Raw genomic sequence first — 16,337 nt, forward strand, 5'->3', positions numbered from 1 at the left:
GAAGCTGCCCGTGCTGGCCTCGCCGCCCTTGCGGCCGGCCTCGCTGGGGTCAGCGGCGTTGGACTCGCCGAAGCTGCCCGAGCTCTGCTCGCCGGCACGGCTGGGGTCTGCGGCGTTCTGCTCGCCGAAGCTGCCCGTGCTGGCCTCGCCGCCCTTCTGCGCCTGCTTCTCGGTGTCGTTGCGGTTGCCGAACTGTCCGGGGTTGTTCTGATCAGCCATCGTGGAACTCCCTTCGTGTTCACCGATCGGTACGACCGGCCGAGCGACCTGCTCGTGGCCGGAACGTTACGCACGAGGAGCGAGGCTCCTCAACGGCCGCGACCGAACGGTCCGCACCCGACCGCGTCCTGAAGACCAGCGGGAGGCCGCACTCGGCGACGCGCAGCGGGCGGCCCCCTGACGTGCCCGGCATGGAGAGCTGCCCTCGACGGATGGACGCTGCTGCGGAGTTCGGCGTCGAGACCCCGGGGCGGAGAGGTCGAGCTCTCCGCGGCCGGCCCGGCGGCCGACGATCTGCTCGGCGCGGGCTTCGCGAACGCGAACCGCACTGGCACCTGGACCGCATGGCCGTCGGCGAGTCCATGGACGTCGGTGCCACGTCGTCCTCGCTGGAGCCATGGACGCCGATCCCGACCAGCCCTTCCGCCGCATCGACCACGTGCTCGTGCGGTGCGGGAACAGCCGTCCCACGCTGCTCGCCCGCTCGTGCCGGCGCTTGCTCGACTGCGGGTACGCGATCGTCAGCGACCATGCCGGGCTGGTCGTCGACTACGTGCCTGCTCCGGCGCCGGGCTGAGCCCGTGCCGGCGGCAGCGGCCGTCGACCGTGCGGTCCATGTCCATCCGTTCGGTCCGAACCCTTCTGATCGCGACGCGTGCGTGCCAGCGTGGTCTGCACCACATCGAGATTCCGGGGCATCGAAAGCCCTGACGGAAACCGCGTGAAGAGCGTCGCCGACGCACGGCGTCGCTGACGCGGGGCCCACGTGATCGGAGGATCACCGATGAATATGTCACCGTCCAGACCCACCGACCCCCGCGATCCCGGCCGCGCCGCGCCCAGCACCGGGGAGGCTCGCCGGCCACGTCATCCCGAGCCCCGGTCCCCGGTGCGACTGGCCGCACTGCTGTACGGGATCATCTTCCTCCTCGTCGGCATCGCAGGATTCATCCCCGGCGTGACCAGCGACGTGGGCTCCATGCAGCTGGGCGGCCACCACTCCGAGGCGATGCTGCTGGGCATCTTCCAGGTATCGGTGCTGCACAACGTCGTCCACCTGCTCTACGGCATCGCCGGGCTCGCCCTGTCACGCATCGCCGGCACGGCGCGCATGTATCTGCTGATCGGCGGGATTCTCTACGCCGTGCTGTGGATCTACGGGCTCGTCATCGACAAAGAGTCCATGGCGAACTTCGTACCGCTGAACACCGCCGACGACTGGTTGCACTTCGCCCTGGCGCTGACCATGGTCGGGCTGTCCTTCCTCCCCCGGCACGCCGAGCCCACCGCCGCGGAGGCCGCCCGAGGCTGAACACCCCTCTGTGCGTCGAGCCGCCAAGCACCACCATCACTCGCTTCGCCGACGATGCATCATGCGAATCGCCCTCGGCGCGAACCGGACCCACACCGCCACGCACGATCGAAGGAGAGACATGTTCTTCCACAAGCAGGAACTGCAGTTCACCTCCACCCCCGACAACCCCAGCCGGACCGGGAGGTGAGGATGGCGCGGAGCTCGCTCTGCTTTCTCGGAGGAGAGGGCGGAGCGAGCTCCGCACCTGGGCTCGCGGTTTCGGCCCGTACCCCGCGGCGCCTGGTCTCGCGACGGCGCTCATCGTCTCGTACAGGAAGGCAGGCGTACCCTTCCGAACGTCCGCGGACCTCTGGACCGGGGAGAGTGGAAGCCTTCATGACACTTCGCAAGCATCAGAACGCCGAGATGTTCCCGCGCAGGTGCGAGGTCCGTCGATGCACGGCGCCACCGCAGACGTGGTACTCCGCCGGGAGCTTCGAGTACGAGATATGCGGCAGGCATGAACTCGAGCTGCGTGCCGGCGAACCCTACTCGGTCGACGAGGGAGAGATCCTGGTGGGTCAGGACGCCACCGGCGAGCTCCTCGCTGTCGAGGTGGATCGGACGGCGGGCAGCGTTCTGCTGCACCTCGGCCGGTTCGGTGCGGTGAACCAGGTGGTGCGCCTCGACATGCCGTCGGGGCTGCGCTCCGCCCTCGATGCTCTGGGAGCCGACGAGAGCGCCCTCTCCGACCGCTATCGCGACGACCGCTGAGTCACGTCTTCGAGGGCAGGGCGGCCGAGGAGCACACCGCCGTCAATCGGCCGAGAGCTGCTCCTCGAGGAAGAAGATGTCCACCTGCATGGCCAGGTCCTTCAGCGGCGCATCGTCATGGGAGCGGTGCTGCAACGGCTGCACGGTCTTCTCACGAACGGCGAGGTTGAGCACCTGGGCGAACAGGGCGCGGCCCGCGAAGGCCGGATCCGTTGCGGCACGCAGGAGCCCCTGCTCGGCGAAGCTCGTGAAGCAGTCCTCCAGGATGTGCTCGTGCACCTTCCGCAGCCTGGCCATCCGGTAGCGACCGGGGTGGTCCTCGCTGACGGATTCCGCGTCCAGCGTGGCGAGCAGACGAATGGGAAGAGCAGCGGGGTGCCAGAGCTCGACCAGCCCCTGCAGCAGCGCACGCCGGCTCGCGCGCAGCTCCGGAGCGCGGTCGAGTGCGTTCTGGGCGTGCTCCTCGAGCCGGTCGATCACGCCGTCGAGCAGCGCCGTCTTGCTGTCGAAATGGTGCAGCATCCCGGAGTGGGAGATGCCGATGTGCTTCGAGATCTCGCGCAGGCTGGAGCCGTGATAGCCGTGGTCCGCGAACATCTCCGCTGCACCGTCGATGATCTCCTCGCGGCGTCCTCGAGCACCAGTGCGGATCTCGGGGGATTCCTCACCTGCCGGTCTCGCCGACGTCGTGGCGCCCGACCCTTTCGCGATGGGCGGCGGGGCCTCGGGACTGTCGACCGTGGATCCTTGTGCAGACATCGTTCTCCTCATCTGTGGTCCCGCGGGGCCGAGGCGGCAGCCGACGACCTGGCTGCAGGCGCCGACCGCGATCGATGTCCTGACGCCGTGATGGCAGAGTACTGCATATCCGCCCGGATGCAGCTCGTTCTCCACGATCACCTGCACGGAAGCTCGCGACTCCCGGAGTCGATGACCGGTTGCGCCCACTCGCCGTCCACGCCGGTCCTCCCAGGTCCGGTCCGACCCGGTCACGATCCGATCGGTCCGTGTCCTTCTCAGCGACCGAGTGCATGCGTAGCGTGCGAGACAGCGCACGACTCCGAGAGACCCGCCGGAGGTCGGGCCGACCGGTTCCCTACCGCCCCCTCTGCCTCACCACCGATGTCGACGCGCTGAGGACCAGCGGGCACCGCTCGGGGGCGATGCTGCAGGGCCTGTACCAGATCTCGCGCGTCCGCAACGCCCCGCCCCTGCCCGACACGATCACCCGACACCGACAGGAGTCAGCACGATGACCGAGAACCAGCACGAGCACATCGACCCGAACCCGGCCCGCCCCTCCCAGGCGGAGGGCGAGGCGCAGGAGGAGGAGAAGCCCTCGAGCGGCGCCGACGAGGAAGCCGACGCCGCCCAGTCCGGCACCGAGCCCGACGATCCGAGCTCCCGCCGCCCCTCCCAGGCCGAGGGCGAGCCGAACCGCTGAGGAGAGGAGGACCCATGGGCATCGGCATCCCGCACCGGCCCCCACCGCTGCGTCCCCCGGGGGCCGCGAAGGGCCCGAAGTTCGCCGCGCTCCAGCTCGGCGCCAGAGCCCTCCAGTCGTCCCCGGGCCTGGACCCCGACGCGGCCTGGGAGCGGCGGCAGCAGCTGCTCGACCGAGCGCATCCTCAACGCGGCGTCGACGCCCTCGCGTCCGAGTTCTCCGGCACGACCCCGATCCCCGGGGTGCGGGAGGCCGCGCCCGGGCACGGTCGCGACGAGGCACCGGGCGCGTCACCGGCTCCCCGGCCCGATCGGGACGGCTGACGCCGGCGCGATCCCCGCCACGCCGATGCCCCTCACGACCGGAGGCTGCCCGCCGTCTCCGCCGACTGCGCACCCCGGTGGCGCAGCGACAGCGCGCCGCCGACCGCGAGGGTGACGAGCACGCCCAGCAGCGGGTACCACTGCCAGGCCACCCACACCTCGCCGATCACGTACTTCTCCATCACGAAGAAGAACGCATTGACCGCGACGGCGAGCACGAAGGCGATGTTCGCGTCGCCCGCCCGAGCCCGCCCGTTCACGATCCCGAGCACGAAGGCGCCCAGCAGCCCGCCGTACGTGATGCCGGCGACGCCGAGGGCGAGCACCACGATGCTGCCCTCGTCGGAGCGGAAGATCGTGGCCGGGGCGATGAAAGCCAGGCCCCAGCAGATCGTGGCCCAGCGGCCGATCCGCAGGCCCTCCGCGTCGCTGAGCGGGGTGCGACGCAGCTTCGCGACCACGTCGGTGACGGTCGAGGAGCTCAGCGCGGACAGCGAGGAGGACAGGGTCGACATCGCGGCGGCGAGGATCCCCGCCAGCAGCAGCCCGGACAGTCCCGTGGGCATCTCCTCGACGATGAACAGGGGGAAGATCTCGTCGTCGCGGGTCAGGCCCAGCTCCGCCGGGGCGGCGGCGCCGTACCAGCCCCACAGCGCGAGCCCCACCAGCAGGAAGACCCCGAACTGCACGGTGACGATCACGCCGGAGACGATGATCGCCTTCTGCGCCTCGACCTTCGAGCGGCAGGCGAGCAGGCGCTGGACGACCAGCTGGTCGGAGCCGTGGGAGGCCATCGCGAACACCGCGCCGCCGAGCACGGAGACCAGGAAGGTGTCGTCGCCGCTGAGCGGGCTGCCGGACCATACGAGGACCTGGGTCTTGCCGGCCTCGGCCGCCGCGCCCAGCCAGCCGGCGCCGATCGAGGAGACGACGACCGCGATCGCGATCAGGCCGCCGACCATGTAGAGCAGCATCTGCACCACGTCCACCCACACCACTGCCGTGATGCCGCCGATGAAGGTGTAGAGGATCGTGACCACGGAGAGGATCACCGTGATCGCGAAGTACGAGAGGTCCACGCCCAGCCCGTCGAGGATCACCTTCAGCGGGATCGCCGCGGCGAGCACCCGGATCCCGTCGGCCATCAGACGGGTGATCAGGAAGGTGACCCCCGCGGTGGTCTGGGTGCTCGTCCCGAACCGCTTGCCCAGGTAGGCGTAAGCGGTGAGCATCTCACCGTCGTAGTAGCGGGGCAGCATGAAGAAGGCGACCACGACCCTGCCCAGGATGTAGCCGAGCCCGAGCTGCAGGTACGAGAGGTTGCCCAGGTAGCTCATCACCGGGATCCCGATGACGGTCAGGGCGCTGGTCTCGGTGGCGACGACGGACAGGCAGACCGCCCACCACGGCAGGTCCCTCCCTCCCAGGAAGTAGTCCTTCAGCCCGGTCTGCCTGCCGCTGAGCTTCAGGCCTAGCCAGGCGGTGGCGACCAGATAGGCCGCGATCACCAGCAGGTCAATCGTCTGCATGTCCGCTCTCCTTCGAGGTCCGCTGTCGACGGCGGCCCCGTGACGGCCGGAGCGTCGGCGGACGATCCGTCGGCGCGAACGACGCGGGGCACGGCCGTCTATTGGTTCACACCCGGGCCGACGGGGCAACCCCGGGACGATGCCGGGTCCGCAGCCCCCGACGGCCGAGCGCCCGGCTCCCGTCCGACGGGCACCCGGCCTCACGCGGCGGGGCACCCCTGCTCTCCTGAGCTCGCCGTCCTCGACATCACCGCCGACGGACTCGTCCGCACCCGCCCCCGACGTCACCGAGGACGAGGCCCGTGAGGTCACCGAGCCGGAGTCCATCGTCCGCGTCGCCGGCTGAGGGCGGCCGCGCGCCCGGACCGGTCCTGCGCACGGGCCCGACCGACGGGGCCGGACGCGCGTCAGCCCTCCACGCGGGACTCACCGCCGCCGGTCTCCCCACCGCCGTCGCCGGACGGCGGGGAGTCGCTGGGCGGCTTGGTCGGGAGCGGTATCAGCACTCCCGGCCCTGGTGACGCGGGGGGCAGCATGGGCCCGGGCCTGGTCCCCGACTGCGGCGGCATCGGCCTGATGATGATCTGCCCGCTGCTGCCCCCGGAGCCGTCCTGGACGGGAGTGCCCTCCGTCGAGGTGCCGCCGCCGGGCCCTCCGGCGGCGCCCTCGCCGACCACGATCCCGGGGTCCATGTCCCCGGGCGGGAGGGTGGGCCGGGGCAGGCCCGGAAGCGGGACCTGCGCGGGGCGATCCGGCGGGGTGGGGCGGGTCGCCGGATCCTTCTCCGGGTCGTCCGTCGTGCCGCCGCCCGTCGGGGAGCCGCCCGCCGGGGTCTCACCGCCCGAGGGGTCACCGTCCGAGGGCGTGCCCGTCGAGGGTCCGTCCGTCGCCGGGGTGCCCGTCGGGGTGCCGTCGGGCATCGTCCCGCCGGCCGCGCCGTCCTCGACGGCGCCGGGAGCAGTGGGAGATCCGGGCGCCGCGCCCTCCTCGGTCGCGCCGCCTCCCGGGGCCTGCGTCGCGGACGGGGCGCCGGTCTCCTGGCCCGCACCGATCGGCGCGAGACCGGTCGGCGAGTCGGGCAGGGCGGGGTCCTCGTCGGCGGTGCCGCTCGCGGTCGTCGTAGTGCCCGCCCGACCCTCGCCGACCGCAGGGACCTGCACCGGGGCGGTGGTGCCGTCGGCCGTGGCGGGCGTTGCCCCCGCCGTTCCCGTGCCACCCTGGGAGGACGGGGAGGCGGTCGTCGCGCCATCGTCCTGCGCCCGGTCGGCCGCGGACCCCTCGCCGTCCTCGGGCTCGTCCTCGTCGGTCCAGGTCGCCGCGGTGCCCAGCACCGGGCCGCTCACGTTCGAGGAGTCCAGCAGCACCATGCCGCCGACGACCACGGCGGCGATCGCCCCAGCGGTCACGAGCGCCCCCGCGTGGGCGGAGACCGCGGACCGGACAGCGCCGAGACCGCCTCCCCCGGCCCCGACCGGCTCGAGGGCGCGCAGCGCGGTGCTCGGTGCGGTGGCCCCGTCGGCCGCGGGGCCGACGGCGGCCACGTCGGAGGTGAGGTGCTCGAGCAGCAGCGGCGAGCCGAGCACCACCGGCAGCAGCACCGAGCGCATCTGCACGGTGAGGCCGCGCAGCTCCTCGCGCGCGGCGGCGCAGCGCGGGCAGGCCGCGAGATGCCGTTCGACGTCCGCGGCCCGGGCGGGCGTGAGGCGGCCGCGCTCGAGGTCGTCGAGATCCCGGGCGGTGCTGCGGCAGAGCGGGGACGCGTGGGCGGTGTCGAGATGGGCCTCGAGCCAGGCGGCGCGCAGCCCCTCGCGCGCCCGGCGCGAGAGCTGCGAGATGGCGTTCGGGCTGCGGCCCAGCTGCGGGGCGAGGGCCCGGGGCGTCTCCCCCTCGACCTCGGTCAGCCACAGGATCCGCTGCCACGTCTCGGGCAGGCGGGCGAAGGCGGTGCGGACCAGCTGGCGGTTCAGCAGCTCGTCCATGCCGTCGGAGGAGACGAGGCGGCCCGGCGCGGCGCGCTCGAGGTCCTCGACCGCGTCCTCGTGGGCGCGGCGGCCGCGGTCCACGGCCTCGTTGCGCACCACCCGCATGAGATAGGGCGCGAAGCCGTGGCGCGGGCCCGCTCCTCGCAGGATCGACTTGAGGATCTTCAAGAACGCCTCCTGCGCGACGTCGTCGGGGTCGTGATGACCGGGGAGGCTCCGCGCCAGGCGCAGCGCCTCGTGATGATGGCGGTGGTACAGCTCCGCATAGGCGCCCGTGTCGCCTGCGCGCACGGCGTCGAGCAGGGCGTCCTCGGAGAGCGCCTCGGAGGCGCCGCCGCGGCGGCGAGGACCCGGCTCCGACTCCGAATCCGTCATCATTCGGCCATTCCCTTCTCGGAGCCGCGACGTGCGGCTCCACCGGTGACGTCGCCGACGGCCCTCAGGAGAACCACGGGCGACTTGCCCCAGTATGTCCTCTTTGCGCAGAAGGTCACCAGTGGGTCACGAATCCGGCGACGCGCGTCACGAAGCGCACGCCGGCGCGTGGAACGGTCAGGGCGCCCACCGGGGGCCGCCCGGCCCTGAACCTGCGGAGAGTCATGAGCAACATCGAGCTGACGGATGTCGACGGGGACGCCCTGACGATCTACATCCGCGACGAGTCGACGTGGATCACGTGCACCAGCGGCGCCGAGGAGGTGACCGTCGGCCCCTTCCCCACCCATGTGGTGCGGTCCGTCGTGGACCGCGGCTTCGAGGTCGAGGGCGGGACCCTCTCCGCCCTGGTCAGGCGCACCTCGCAGGCGGGCACCCGCCTGACCGACGAGATGCGCGAGAGGGCCTGGGAGGTCTTCGCCCGGGAGAGCGGCCTGCCGGGCGAGGCGGACCCCGCGGCCCGCGAGGCGCTGGACCGGGCGCTCGAGGCCGCGCTCGCACCGCCGGTCCGCACCCCGGCGGCGGAGACGCTGGTCGGCGACCTGCGCCGCGCCGCCGTCACGATCACGGACGTCGAGGGCCTCGCCGATCATCTGGTGGCGAGCGGCTACCGCAAGGGCGCCGCCTCCTGACGGGCGAGGCCGCACCGGTGCGTCGACCCGGCCTCTGGATGGGGATCCGCCGGGATCGACGGGAAGGGCCGGCCGGGCCGCCACAAGGGCCCGGCCGGCCCGCTCCTCGCGCCGCGTATCCTGCAGGGATGCCGCTGCCCCGAGACCTCGTCCGCTCCCTGCCCAAGGTCGTCCTGCACGACCACCTCGACGGCGGGCTGCGCCCCGCGACCGTGATCGACCTGTGCCGGGAGCTGGGGATCGACCCGCCGGGTGCGGACGCCCAGCAGGTCACCGAGCAGCAGGTCGCCGACTGGTTCCACGACGCCGCGGACTCGGGCTCGCTGCCCGAGTACCTCTCGACCTTCGAGCGCACCGTCGCGCTCATGCAGTCCGCGGCGCACCTGCGCCGGATCGCGCGCGAGTTCGTGGAGGACATGGCGGCCGACGGGGTCACGTACGCGGAGACCCGCTGGGCGCCGCACCAGCACACGGACGGCGGGCTGTCCCTCGAGGAGGCGGTCCAGGCCGTGCAGGACGGGCTCGACGAGGGCGTCGCGGCGGTCGAATCCCGCGGCGGCCGGATCGTGGTCGGCCAGCTGCTGTGCTACCTGCGCCATCTCGAGCCGGGCGACGACCTGGTGGAGATCGCGCTCGCGCGGCGGGCCGACGGCCCGCGACCCGGGGCGCCCGTCGGCTCCGCGGGAGTGGTGGGGCTGGACCTCGCCGGTCCCGAGGCCGGCTTCCCCGCCTCCCGCTTCGGTGCGCAGTTCGCCCGCGCCCGGGCCGAGGGGCTGCGCGTCACCCTCCACGCCGGGGAGGGCGACGGCCCCGCCTCGATCGCCGACGCGCTGGAGACCGGCGCCGAGCGGCTCGGCCACGGGGTGCGCCTGGTCGAGGACCTCGATGCCGACGGCGGCGACGCCCGCGGCCCGGTCGCCGAGCGCGTGCACCGGGAGCAGATCTGCCTGGAGGTGTGCCCCAGCTCGAACCTGCAGACCGGGATCGCCCGGACGATCGCGGAGCATCCCGTCGGCCGCCTCCACGCGGCCGGCTTCGCGCTCGCGCTCAGCAGCGACAACCGGCTGATGAGCCGCACCGGCACCACCCGCGAGACGGCACTGGTCGCGGAGGCGCTGGACTGGGGCGTCGACGAGCTCGAGCAGGTCGCGCTCACCGCGCTCGACAGCGGCTTCGCCCCGGCGGCTCAGCGGGAGGCGCTGCGCGAGGAGGTCCTGCGCCCGGCCTACGCGGCGGCGCGACGAGCGGGCTGACCGGACCGCATCAGTCCGCGACGACCTCGCGCAGGATCTCCAGATAGGTGCGTGCGAGCTCGTCGTCATCGGCGTGCTCGCTCACCCAGTCCCGCCCGCTCGCCCGCACCGCGGTGCGGGAGCGGTCCGCGGCAAGTCCGCGCCACAGCTCCACCAACGCCGCCACGTCCTCGGGCGGCAGGACGTCCCCGGCCCCGGAATCGCGGACGATGTCCGCAGCCTCCCCCTCCAGAAGCGCGGTGACATGGCGGCCGGTCGCGAGGATCTCGTACAGCTTCGAGGGGACGGTCCAGGCGAACGGCGCCCACGACCGCAGCGACACCACGACCGAGTCCGCCCAGGCGTACTGCGCGCCGACCTCGCGGTGCGGGATCCGAGGCAGCACCTCGACCGGAGCCTCCAGCTCTCGTGCGAGTGCTGCGAGTGCGGGAGCGGCCACCCCGTGCCCTACCAGACGCACTCTCAGCGAAACCCCCTCGCGTGCGAGCACCGCCGCCGCCCGGACCACGGTCTCGAGCCCCTGGGAGCGGCCCATGTTCCCCAGGTACAGGCAGCGCAGCTCGGCGTGGTCGCCGGGTGGATGGTCCCGCTGGGCCCGGACGCGCGAGAGCTCGGTGCCGTTGCGGACCACGTGGACAGTCGGGACCCCGCGCTCGCGCAGCACCTCAGCGAAGCGGGAGGTGGTGGTGACCACGGCATACGCCTCGGTCTGCCAGTCGGTGACCTGACGGTGCACTACCCGCTTGGCGAGCGCCACGACGCTGCTGCGCAGACGACCGAGGGAGAGGACGTGGGCCGCTCCCTCGCGCCGTCCGGGCCGCTCTCCGGCGTCGCCGGCGGCGCGGACAGCGGCCACGACCGCCCCGGGCACGACCCGCGCGGCACCGCCGACCTGCGTGACCAGGTCCGGCCAGGCGTCGCGCATCTCCACCACCAGCGGCACGCCCCACCGTGCGGACAGCAGTCTCCCGACGAGGAGGGTGGGGATCGCGGGGGCGGTCGCGACGATGACCTCCGGCCGGTCCTCCGGGCGGCCGAAGCGTCGACGCAGACGGCACAGGGCATCGAGGGCGGCGACCAGGTGGTCCGCGGTGCGGGTCCCGATGTCGCCTCGATGCGGCAGGTAGGCGGTGCGCAGCACGGTCTCGCCGTGCGCGCCGTGCTCCGCTGCGCCGACCCGGTGGTCACGCCGCTGCTCGACCGTCGGGCGACCGGAGGGATAGTGCGGGACGGGGGCGGCGACCGTGACGCGATGACCCGCCGCGATGAAGCGGCTGACCAGCGCCGACCAGCGGCGCTGGGGAGCCCCGTACTCGGGGGCGTAGTAATGGGTCAGGACCAGGATCCTCATCCCGCTCCTGCACCTCGGAGCTCTCCGCGCACAGCCACGACCATGGAGTCTACTCATCGTTCGGGCAGCCTCTGCATCAGCACCCCGTCGGGCGCCCGGCTCAGCCCGTTCGTCCCGCCGAGACCGACTCAGCCCGCGACCGGATCGACCCGCTTGCCGGGAGCTCCGGGGCGGGTGACCAGCGCGGAGGCCCCGCCCGGGGCCGTGCCCGCGGCGCGGTAGCGGTCCATCCAGTCCGCGGCGAAGCCGTCTGCGTCGGCCGTGGGGACCAGCGCCCAGACGCTCCCGCCGAACCCGGCGCCGAAGGAGGAGGCGGCCCGGGCGCCGAGCGCGTTCGCGTGCCGGACCAGTGCGATCGTCTCGGGGACCTGGTTCCCGAGGTGCGTCTCGGCGAGGCGCTGGGAGACGTCGACCGCGGCCGCGAAGGCGTCGAGGTCGCCGCTGCGCAGGGCGCGATGGGCGCGGGGCACGAGCACCGCGGACTCGAGCAGGAACTGGTCCAGCCGGTCCCGCTCGGCGCCCTCGGCGGCGAGGCGGCGCAGCGGCTCCCAGCGGGTCTCGTCCTCGGCGAGCGGAGCGGCGAGGTCCTCCCCCACCAGGGAGCGCAGCGCCCCCTGCAGCGAGTCGTCGGCCCGGCCGGTCTCCCGGTTCCAGCGCGCGAGGATCTGCCCGAGCAGGGCGGGGCCGCGGTTGTAGGAGGCCTGGGCGGCGCCCGTCTTCTCCGCGAGCACACCGGAGACGGCGACGACGAAGGACCAGCCCTCCGGCAGGGCGACCTGGTCGAGGAGCCGCATCGGCTCGAACTCGGCGTAGGAGATCATGCCGTCGTGGCCTGCGAGCATGCCGGTGTGGTCCAGCGAGCCGCCGCTGGTGCCGACGCCGGGCCGTCCGGCGAGGGCCCCGAAGGTCTTCCCGTTCTCGATCGAGGCGGCGTAGCCGGCCAGCGCCACCCGGTCGGGGATCTGGGAGGTCCAGGCCTCGGTGGCGGGCAGGTCCGCGAGGTCGGCGAGCGCGAGCGCGGTGCCGGTCAGCAGCGCGGAGGAGCTGGACATGCCGGAGGCGGGCGGGAGGTCCGAGGTGATCGTGAGCTGCGCGGCGGGCAGCGGGCCGAAGTTCGCCCCCAGCCGCTCGATGACGGTGTGGACGTAGCGGCCCCAATGCCCGGGAGGAAGGTCCGGAGCGGTGCCGGCGGCGAGGCGGAGCGTGCCCGGGTAGGCGTCGGTGCTCGCCTGGAGGGTTCCCGTCGGCCCGTCGATCCGCTCGGCGTGCACGGTGACGCCGCGGTCCACGGCGCAGACCAGCACGCGGCCGCCGCCGTAGTCGGTGTGCTTGCCGAGCACCTCGATGCGGCCGGGCATGGTCCAGCGCGCCGTTGCGCTCACAGGGCGACCTCGACGCCGGCCAGGCGGCGCTCGACCTCGTCGATGTCGTCGCGGCGCGAGAGGTCCAGGACCCCGCCCGCGAAGGGCAGCACGCGCACGTCCGGCAGGGCGCGGACGGCGTCGACGATCTCGAGCTCCCCGCGCTCGGACGGCTCGATCGAGGCGCAGGCCTCGAAGATCTCCGGCTGGAAGGCGAAGGCGTTCATGCTGACCAGGGCGTCGGGGCCGGCGGCGGCGAGCTGTTCGGCCGTCGGCTTCTCGAGGATCCGCCGCAGCGCGCCGTCCTCGTGCTCGACGATCGCGAAGGCCGCGACCCGGTCGGCGGCGATGTTGGAGTGCTCCACGAGTGCGGTCCGCTCGAAGCCGAGCAGGGTGGTGCGCTCCTGCTCGAGCAGGGCCGCGATCCCCTCGCGGGGGTAGAGGTTGTCGCCGTTGACCATCACGAACGGCCGCTCATCCACGGCGTCGCGTGCGGAGGCGACGGCGTCGGCGGTGCCCTGCGGCTCGGCCTGGACGGCGAAGCCGATCTCGAGCCGGCGCGGCGCGAGCTGCCGGGCGTGGCGGGCGAACTCCTCGTGCTCCGGGGCGACCACCAGCACGGCGCGACGGATGCCGGCGTCGGCCAGGGCCGAGAGGGAGTAGTCGATCAGGCGGTGGGAGCCGATGGGCATCAGGGCCTTGTGGCCGGAGGCGGCGGCCGCGGCCTGCTCCGGGGTGAGGGCGCCGGCGCCCTCCTTGCGCATGCGGGAGCCGAGGCCCCGGGCCAGGACCACTGCGGTGTCGATCATCGTCATGCCCCCAGACGGTAGTGCTCGGCGACGGTGCGGGAGAGCAGCTGGGCCTCCTCGGCGGTCTCCGCCTCGGAGAACACGCGGATCACGGGCTCGGTGCCGGAGAAGCGGATGGTGAGCCAGGAGCCGTCCGCGAAGTACACCTTGCCGCCGTCGGTCCAGGAGATCCGCTCGATCTCGCGACCGAAGGCGGGCAGCTCGTGGTCCTCGAAGATCCGCCGCTGCAGCTCCTCGCGCCGCTCGGGGGTGTACTCGTAGGCGGCCTCCTCCATCACGAGGGAGCCGTAGCGCCGGGCGATGTCCGCGCAGATCTCCGAGAGCGGCTTGCCGGCGCGGGCGACCATCTCCACCAGCAGCCCGGCGGCCTGGATGCCGTCCTTTCCGGGGATGTGGCCGCGCACGGTGAGGCCGCCGGAGGACTCCCCGCCGATCACGGCGTCGGTCTCGGCCATCTTCGCGCTGATCCACTTGAAGCCGACGGGCACCTCGTGGCACTCCTGAACGTGCGCCTCGGCGACCCGGTCCAGCAGGTGGGTGGTGGACATGTTCCGCACGACGGGGCCGGTCCAGCCCTTCCCGGTCAGCAGGTACTCGTACAGCAGCACCAGCACCTGGTTCGGGCTGATGTAGGCGCCGGTGTCGTCGATGATGCCGAGCCGGTCGGCGTCGCCGTCGGTGGCGATGCCGAGGTCGGCGCCGCGCTCGAGCACGGCCTGGCGCAGCGGGGACATCGACCCCTCCGCCGGGGAGGGCATGCGCCCGCCGAACAGCGGATCGTGCCGGGCGTTGATGACCTCGACCTCGCAGCGGGCGCTGATCAGCACCGTCTGCAGGGAGGTCTGGGAGACGCCGAACATCGGGTCGAGCACGATCTTCAGGTGCGCGTGGCGGATCACCTCGAGGTCGAGCTGCTCGATGATCGCGTCGAGATACCAGTTGATCGAGGACTGCCGGGTGACGAGCTGCGAGTCGCGCACCTCGTGCGGGGGCAGGGCTCGGACGTCCGCGGGGTCGAGGGTCGCGGTGTGGGCGGCGAGCTCGTCGGTGACCTCGAGCTCGGCGTCGCGCCCGCCCTCGGTGAAGATCTTCAGCCCGTTGTAGAGGGCGGGGTTGTGGGAGGCGGTGACGGCGATGCCGTAGGCCGCGCCGGTCTGGCGCACGGTCCACATGCACATCGGCGTGGGCACGGGACGGGTGATCACGCGGACGGGCACGCCGTTGCCGGCGAGCACCTCGATCGCCCACCATGCGGCGACGTCGGAGAGGAAGCGGCGGTCGTAGCTGATCACGAGCCCGCGGTCGACGACGCCCTCGGCGTGCATCCGATCGGCGAGGCCCTGCGCGAGCAGGCGCACGTTCTCGCGGGTGAACTCGTCGCCGATGATGGCCCGCCAGCCGCCGGTGCCGAAGCTGATCATGGTGGTTCCTCCTCGAAGCCCCAAACGTTCACGTTGCGAACAAACTAGGGCCGGGCGGCCGACGTGTCAACCGCGGGAGCCGGGCGGGCCGCCCGACGGACGGGTCGCGCACCGGCTTGGCCGCACGTCGGCCGCCCGCCTTCTGTACCGCCACGACTCATGTGGGAGCCCGGATGGGTCGTCAGGGCAGCAGAACCTGCTGCGGACCCCGCGCGACGGGTGGTCAGCGGGAGGCGCCGGCGGGGAGGATCGGGGCGAGGAGCGGGTCCGCGAGCACGCGCTCGAGGGCCATGTCGGCGCCGCCGATCGCCGCCGCGTCGAGGCCGAGCGCGGAGGCGCTCACCTCCACCCGTCCGTCCGGGGTGAGCAGCCGCGCGTCCAGCGCCTCCTGCACCGGCTGCACGAGCACGTCGGCGAAGGCGCCGAAGAAGCCGCCCAGCACGATGGCCTGCGGGTTCAGCACGTCCACGAGCACCCCGGCCCCGCGCGCGAGATCGCCCGGCAGGGCCCGGAAGCGCTGCACGAGGCGCTCGTCCCCGGCGTCGAGCAGGTCACGGAGCCGGCGGAGCCGCTCCTGCAGGGGCAGGTGGCCCGACCGCGCGGGATCATCGGGGTCCAGCACGGCCAGCACGGTGTCGAAGCCGACGAGGGTCTCCCAGCAGCCGCGCCGCCCGCAGCGGCATGCCGCCCCGGCCGGGTCCAGGCCGATGTGCCCCACCTCGCCGGAGAACCCGGACCAGCCGCGGATCAGTCGTCCATCGGCGATGATGCCGGCGCCCACGCCGATATCGCCGGTCAGATAGACGAGGTCGGTGATCCCCTGCCGGGCCAGGCGCGGTGCCTCGGCGAGCGCGGAGAGCTTGGCGTCGTTCTCGATCGAGAGCGGCGGCATGTCCGGGCCGAGGCGCCTCTCGAGCTCCTCGCCGAGGGGGACGCCGGACCAGCCGAGGTTGGAGGCGAAGCGTACGCCGGCGCCCGCGTAGTCCACGGGACCGGGCGGGGAGATGGTGGCCCCGGCGACCCAGAGACCCTGCGCGGCGGCGGCCTCGAGCGTCTCGCGCAGCTGCTGCGCGACGAGGTCCAGGACGGGGGCGACCGGATGGGAGCGGCCGTCCTGGCCGTCCACCACGGGCGTCGGCACGGAGGAGCGGAAGCGCACCTGGCCGCCGAGGTCCTGCAGGGTCACCGCGAGATGGTCGACGTTGAGCTCGAGGCCGATGCCGGCGACGTGGCCGGGGTCGATGCGCACCTCGGTGCCGGGCCGTCCCACGGTGCCGCGCCGCTCGACCCGCCCCTCCTGGACCAGTCCGCGCTCGGCGAGGTCACCGATCAGCGAGGTCACCGAGGCCTTGGACAGTCCGGTCTCCTGGGCGAGGGTGGCGCGGGAGCGGCCGCCGTGGGAGTGGAGGTGGCGCAGCAGCAGGCTCAGGTTCGCCGAGCGCATCGCGGCGTGTCCCACCGGGGCGGCGCGACCGGCCGAGGCGGTGCGCAGGACGTCGGCGGGGTCGCC

The 16,337-nt window shown here is 73.3% G+C and carries 16 protein-coding genes and 1 pseudogene; 8 read left to right on the plus strand and 9 right to left on the minus strand.

The window, feature by feature from the left end; translation table 11 throughout:
- A pseudogene (locus HMPREF3159_RS18195) lies at positions 1-219 on the minus strand (stress protein); the annotation flags it as partial.
- Between the two features lie 397 nt (positions 220-616).
- Between HMPREF3159_RS18195 and HMPREF3159_RS09210 the strand changes: the two are divergent.
- The 4 genes from HMPREF3159_RS09210 to HMPREF3159_RS09220 all read left to right on the plus strand — a co-directional run bounded on the left by HMPREF3159_RS09210 (position 617) and on the right by HMPREF3159_RS09220 (position 2,287).
- On the plus strand, positions 617-796 hold the full coding sequence (locus HMPREF3159_RS09210) for a hypothetical protein (RefSeq protein WP_070500754.1): 180 nt from the start codon (positions 617-619) through the stop codon (positions 794-796).
- Between the two features lie 213 nt (positions 797-1,009).
- On the plus strand, positions 1,010-1,531 hold the full coding sequence (locus HMPREF3159_RS09215; protein ID WP_083305889.1) for a DUF4383 domain-containing protein: 522 nt from the start codon (positions 1,010-1,012) through the stop codon (positions 1,529-1,531).
- 61 nt (positions 1,532-1,592) lie between these two features.
- Positions 1,593-1,721 (plus strand): hypothetical protein, encoded by a 129-nt coding sequence (locus tag HMPREF3159_RS18075; RefSeq protein WP_256374523.1) that lies wholly within the window; start codon positions 1,593-1,595, stop codon positions 1,719-1,721.
- 188 nt (positions 1,722-1,909) lie between these two features.
- Entirely contained in the window at positions 1,910-2,287 is a 378-nt protein-coding gene (locus tag HMPREF3159_RS09220) for a hypothetical protein (RefSeq protein ID WP_070500756.1), read from the plus strand.
- A 42-nt stretch (positions 2,288-2,329) separates the two neighbouring features.
- On the opposite strand, the gene HMPREF3159_RS09225 is transcribed toward HMPREF3159_RS09220, so the two are convergent.
- A complete protein-coding gene (locus HMPREF3159_RS09225; protein WP_246821586.1) occupies positions 2,330-3,046 on the minus strand; it encodes a TetR/AcrR family transcriptional regulator in 717 nt (238 codons plus the stop codon).
- 493 nt (positions 3,047-3,539) lie between these two features.
- On the opposite strand from HMPREF3159_RS09225, the gene HMPREF3159_RS09230 reads away from it, so the two are divergent.
- Both HMPREF3159_RS09230 and HMPREF3159_RS09235 read left to right on the plus strand, forming a co-directional pair.
- Complete coding sequence (locus HMPREF3159_RS09230) at positions 3,540-3,731, plus strand: hypothetical protein (protein WP_053918729.1); 192 nt, start codon at positions 3,540-3,542, stop codon at positions 3,729-3,731.
- A gap of 14 nt (positions 3,732-3,745) precedes the next feature.
- On the plus strand, positions 3,746-4,054 hold the full coding sequence (locus HMPREF3159_RS09235) for a hypothetical protein (RefSeq protein WP_070500758.1): 309 nt from the start codon (positions 3,746-3,748) through the stop codon (positions 4,052-4,054).
- Between the two features lie 32 nt (positions 4,055-4,086).
- Here HMPREF3159_RS09235 and HMPREF3159_RS09240 read toward each other — a convergent pair whose 3' ends face one another.
- Together HMPREF3159_RS09240 and HMPREF3159_RS09245 are read right to left on the minus strand one after the other, a co-directional pair.
- The gene (locus HMPREF3159_RS09240) at positions 4,087-5,583 is read right to left on the minus strand and encodes a sodium:solute symporter (protein ID WP_070500759.1); all 1,497 of its coding nucleotides are present in this window, start codon (positions 5,581-5,583) and stop codon (positions 4,087-4,089) included.
- Between the two features lie 407 nt (positions 5,584-5,990).
- Complete coding sequence (locus HMPREF3159_RS09245) at positions 5,991-7,943, minus strand: sigma-70 family RNA polymerase sigma factor (RefSeq protein ID WP_070500760.1); 1,953 nt, start codon at positions 7,941-7,943, stop codon at positions 5,991-5,993.
- A gap of 221 nt (positions 7,944-8,164) precedes the next feature.
- Between HMPREF3159_RS09245 and HMPREF3159_RS09250 the strand changes: the two genes are divergently transcribed.
- Positions 8,165-8,632: a globin family protein gene (locus HMPREF3159_RS09250; RefSeq protein WP_070500761.1), complete on the plus strand. Its 468-nt coding sequence runs from the start codon at positions 8,165-8,167 to the stop codon at positions 8,630-8,632.
- A 128-nt stretch (positions 8,633-8,760) separates the two neighbouring features.
- The gene (locus tag HMPREF3159_RS09255) at positions 8,761-9,885 is read left to right on the plus strand and encodes an adenosine deaminase (RefSeq protein ID WP_070500762.1); all 1,125 of its coding nucleotides are present in this window, start codon (positions 8,761-8,763) and stop codon (positions 9,883-9,885) included.
- Between the two features lie 10 nt (positions 9,886-9,895).
- Here HMPREF3159_RS09255 and HMPREF3159_RS09260 read toward each other — a convergent pair whose 3' ends face one another.
- The 5 genes from HMPREF3159_RS09260 to HMPREF3159_RS09280 all read right to left on the minus strand — a co-directional run bounded on the left by HMPREF3159_RS09260 (position 9,896) and on the right by HMPREF3159_RS09280 (position 16,286).
- Positions 9,896-11,236 (minus strand): glycosyltransferase family 4 protein, encoded by a 1,341-nt coding sequence (locus HMPREF3159_RS09260; RefSeq protein ID WP_070500763.1) that lies wholly within the window; start codon positions 11,234-11,236, stop codon positions 9,896-9,898.
- Between the two features lie 128 nt (positions 11,237-11,364).
- Entirely contained in the window at positions 11,365-12,618 is a 1,254-nt protein-coding gene (locus HMPREF3159_RS09265) for a GHMP family kinase ATP-binding protein (RefSeq protein WP_210388860.1), read from the minus strand.
- Positions 12,615-13,412: a sugar phosphate nucleotidyltransferase gene (locus HMPREF3159_RS09270; RefSeq protein WP_070500765.1), complete on the minus strand. Its 798-nt coding sequence runs from the start codon at positions 13,410-13,412 to the stop codon at positions 12,615-12,617. The genes HMPREF3159_RS09265 and HMPREF3159_RS09270 overlap by 4 nt, the downstream gene beginning before the upstream one ends.
- The gene (locus HMPREF3159_RS09275) at positions 13,409-14,827 is read right to left on the minus strand and encodes a phosphoglucomutase/phosphomannomutase family protein (RefSeq protein ID WP_070500766.1); all 1,419 of its coding nucleotides are present in this window, start codon (positions 14,825-14,827) and stop codon (positions 13,409-13,411) included. Before HMPREF3159_RS09275 ends, HMPREF3159_RS09270 begins: the two co-directional genes overlap by 4 nt.
- A gap of 223 nt (positions 14,828-15,050) precedes the next feature.
- On the minus strand, positions 15,051-16,286 hold the full coding sequence (locus tag HMPREF3159_RS09280) for an ROK family protein (protein ID WP_246821587.1): 1,236 nt from the start codon (positions 16,284-16,286) through the stop codon (positions 15,051-15,053).
- Positions 16,287-16,337 lie beyond the last annotated feature (51 nt).

Origin of the sequence: Brachybacterium sp. HMSC06H03, from assembly GCF_001807385.1 — a bacterium.
In the GTDB taxonomy this organism is placed as follows: Bacteria; Actinomycetota; Actinomycetes; order Actinomycetales; family Dermabacteraceae; genus Brachybacterium; species Brachybacterium conglomeratum.

Excerpts from the sequence above, each read along its gene's own strand:
- HMPREF3159_RS09210 (WP_070500754.1), top strand. The coding sequence starts at position 617 with ATGGACGCCGATCCCGACCAGCCCTTCCGCCGCATCGACCACGTGCTC.
- HMPREF3159_RS09215 (WP_083305889.1), top strand. The coding sequence starts at position 1,010 with ATGTCACCGTCCAGACCCACCGACCCCCGCGATCCCGGCCGCGCCGCG.
- HMPREF3159_RS18075 (WP_256374523.1), top strand. The coding sequence starts at position 1,593 with ATGCGAATCGCCCTCGGCGCGAACCGGACCCACACCGCCACGCACGAT.
- HMPREF3159_RS09220 (WP_070500756.1), top strand. The coding sequence starts at position 1,910 with ATGACACTTCGCAAGCATCAGAACGCCGAGATGTTCCCGCGCAGGTGC.
- HMPREF3159_RS09225 (WP_246821586.1), bottom strand. The coding sequence starts at position 3,046 with ATGTCTGCACAAGGATCCACGGTCGACAGTCCCGAGGCCCCGCCGCCC.
- HMPREF3159_RS09230 (WP_053918729.1), top strand. The coding sequence starts at position 3,540 with ATGACCGAGAACCAGCACGAGCACATCGACCCGAACCCGGCCCGCCCC.
- HMPREF3159_RS09235 (WP_070500758.1), top strand. The coding sequence starts at position 3,746 with ATGGGCATCGGCATCCCGCACCGGCCCCCACCGCTGCGTCCCCCGGGG.
- HMPREF3159_RS09240 (WP_070500759.1), bottom strand. The coding sequence starts at position 5,583 with ATGCAGACGATTGACCTGCTGGTGATCGCGGCCTATCTGGTCGCCACC.
- HMPREF3159_RS09245 (WP_070500760.1), bottom strand. The coding sequence starts at position 7,943 with ATGATGACGGATTCGGAGTCGGAGCCGGGTCCTCGCCGCCGCGGCGGC.
- HMPREF3159_RS09250 (WP_070500761.1), top strand. The coding sequence starts at position 8,165 with ATGAGCAACATCGAGCTGACGGATGTCGACGGGGACGCCCTGACGATC.
- HMPREF3159_RS09255 (WP_070500762.1), top strand. The coding sequence starts at position 8,761 with ATGCCGCTGCCCCGAGACCTCGTCCGCTCCCTGCCCAAGGTCGTCCTG.
- HMPREF3159_RS09260 (WP_070500763.1), bottom strand. The coding sequence starts at position 11,236 with ATGAGGATCCTGGTCCTGACCCATTACTACGCCCCCGAGTACGGGGCT.
- HMPREF3159_RS09270 (WP_070500765.1), bottom strand. The coding sequence starts at position 13,412 with ATGACGATGATCGACACCGCAGTGGTCCTGGCCCGGGGCCTCGGCTCC.
- HMPREF3159_RS09275 (WP_070500766.1), bottom strand. The coding sequence starts at position 14,827 with ATGATCAGCTTCGGCACCGGCGGCTGGCGGGCCATCATCGGCGACGAG.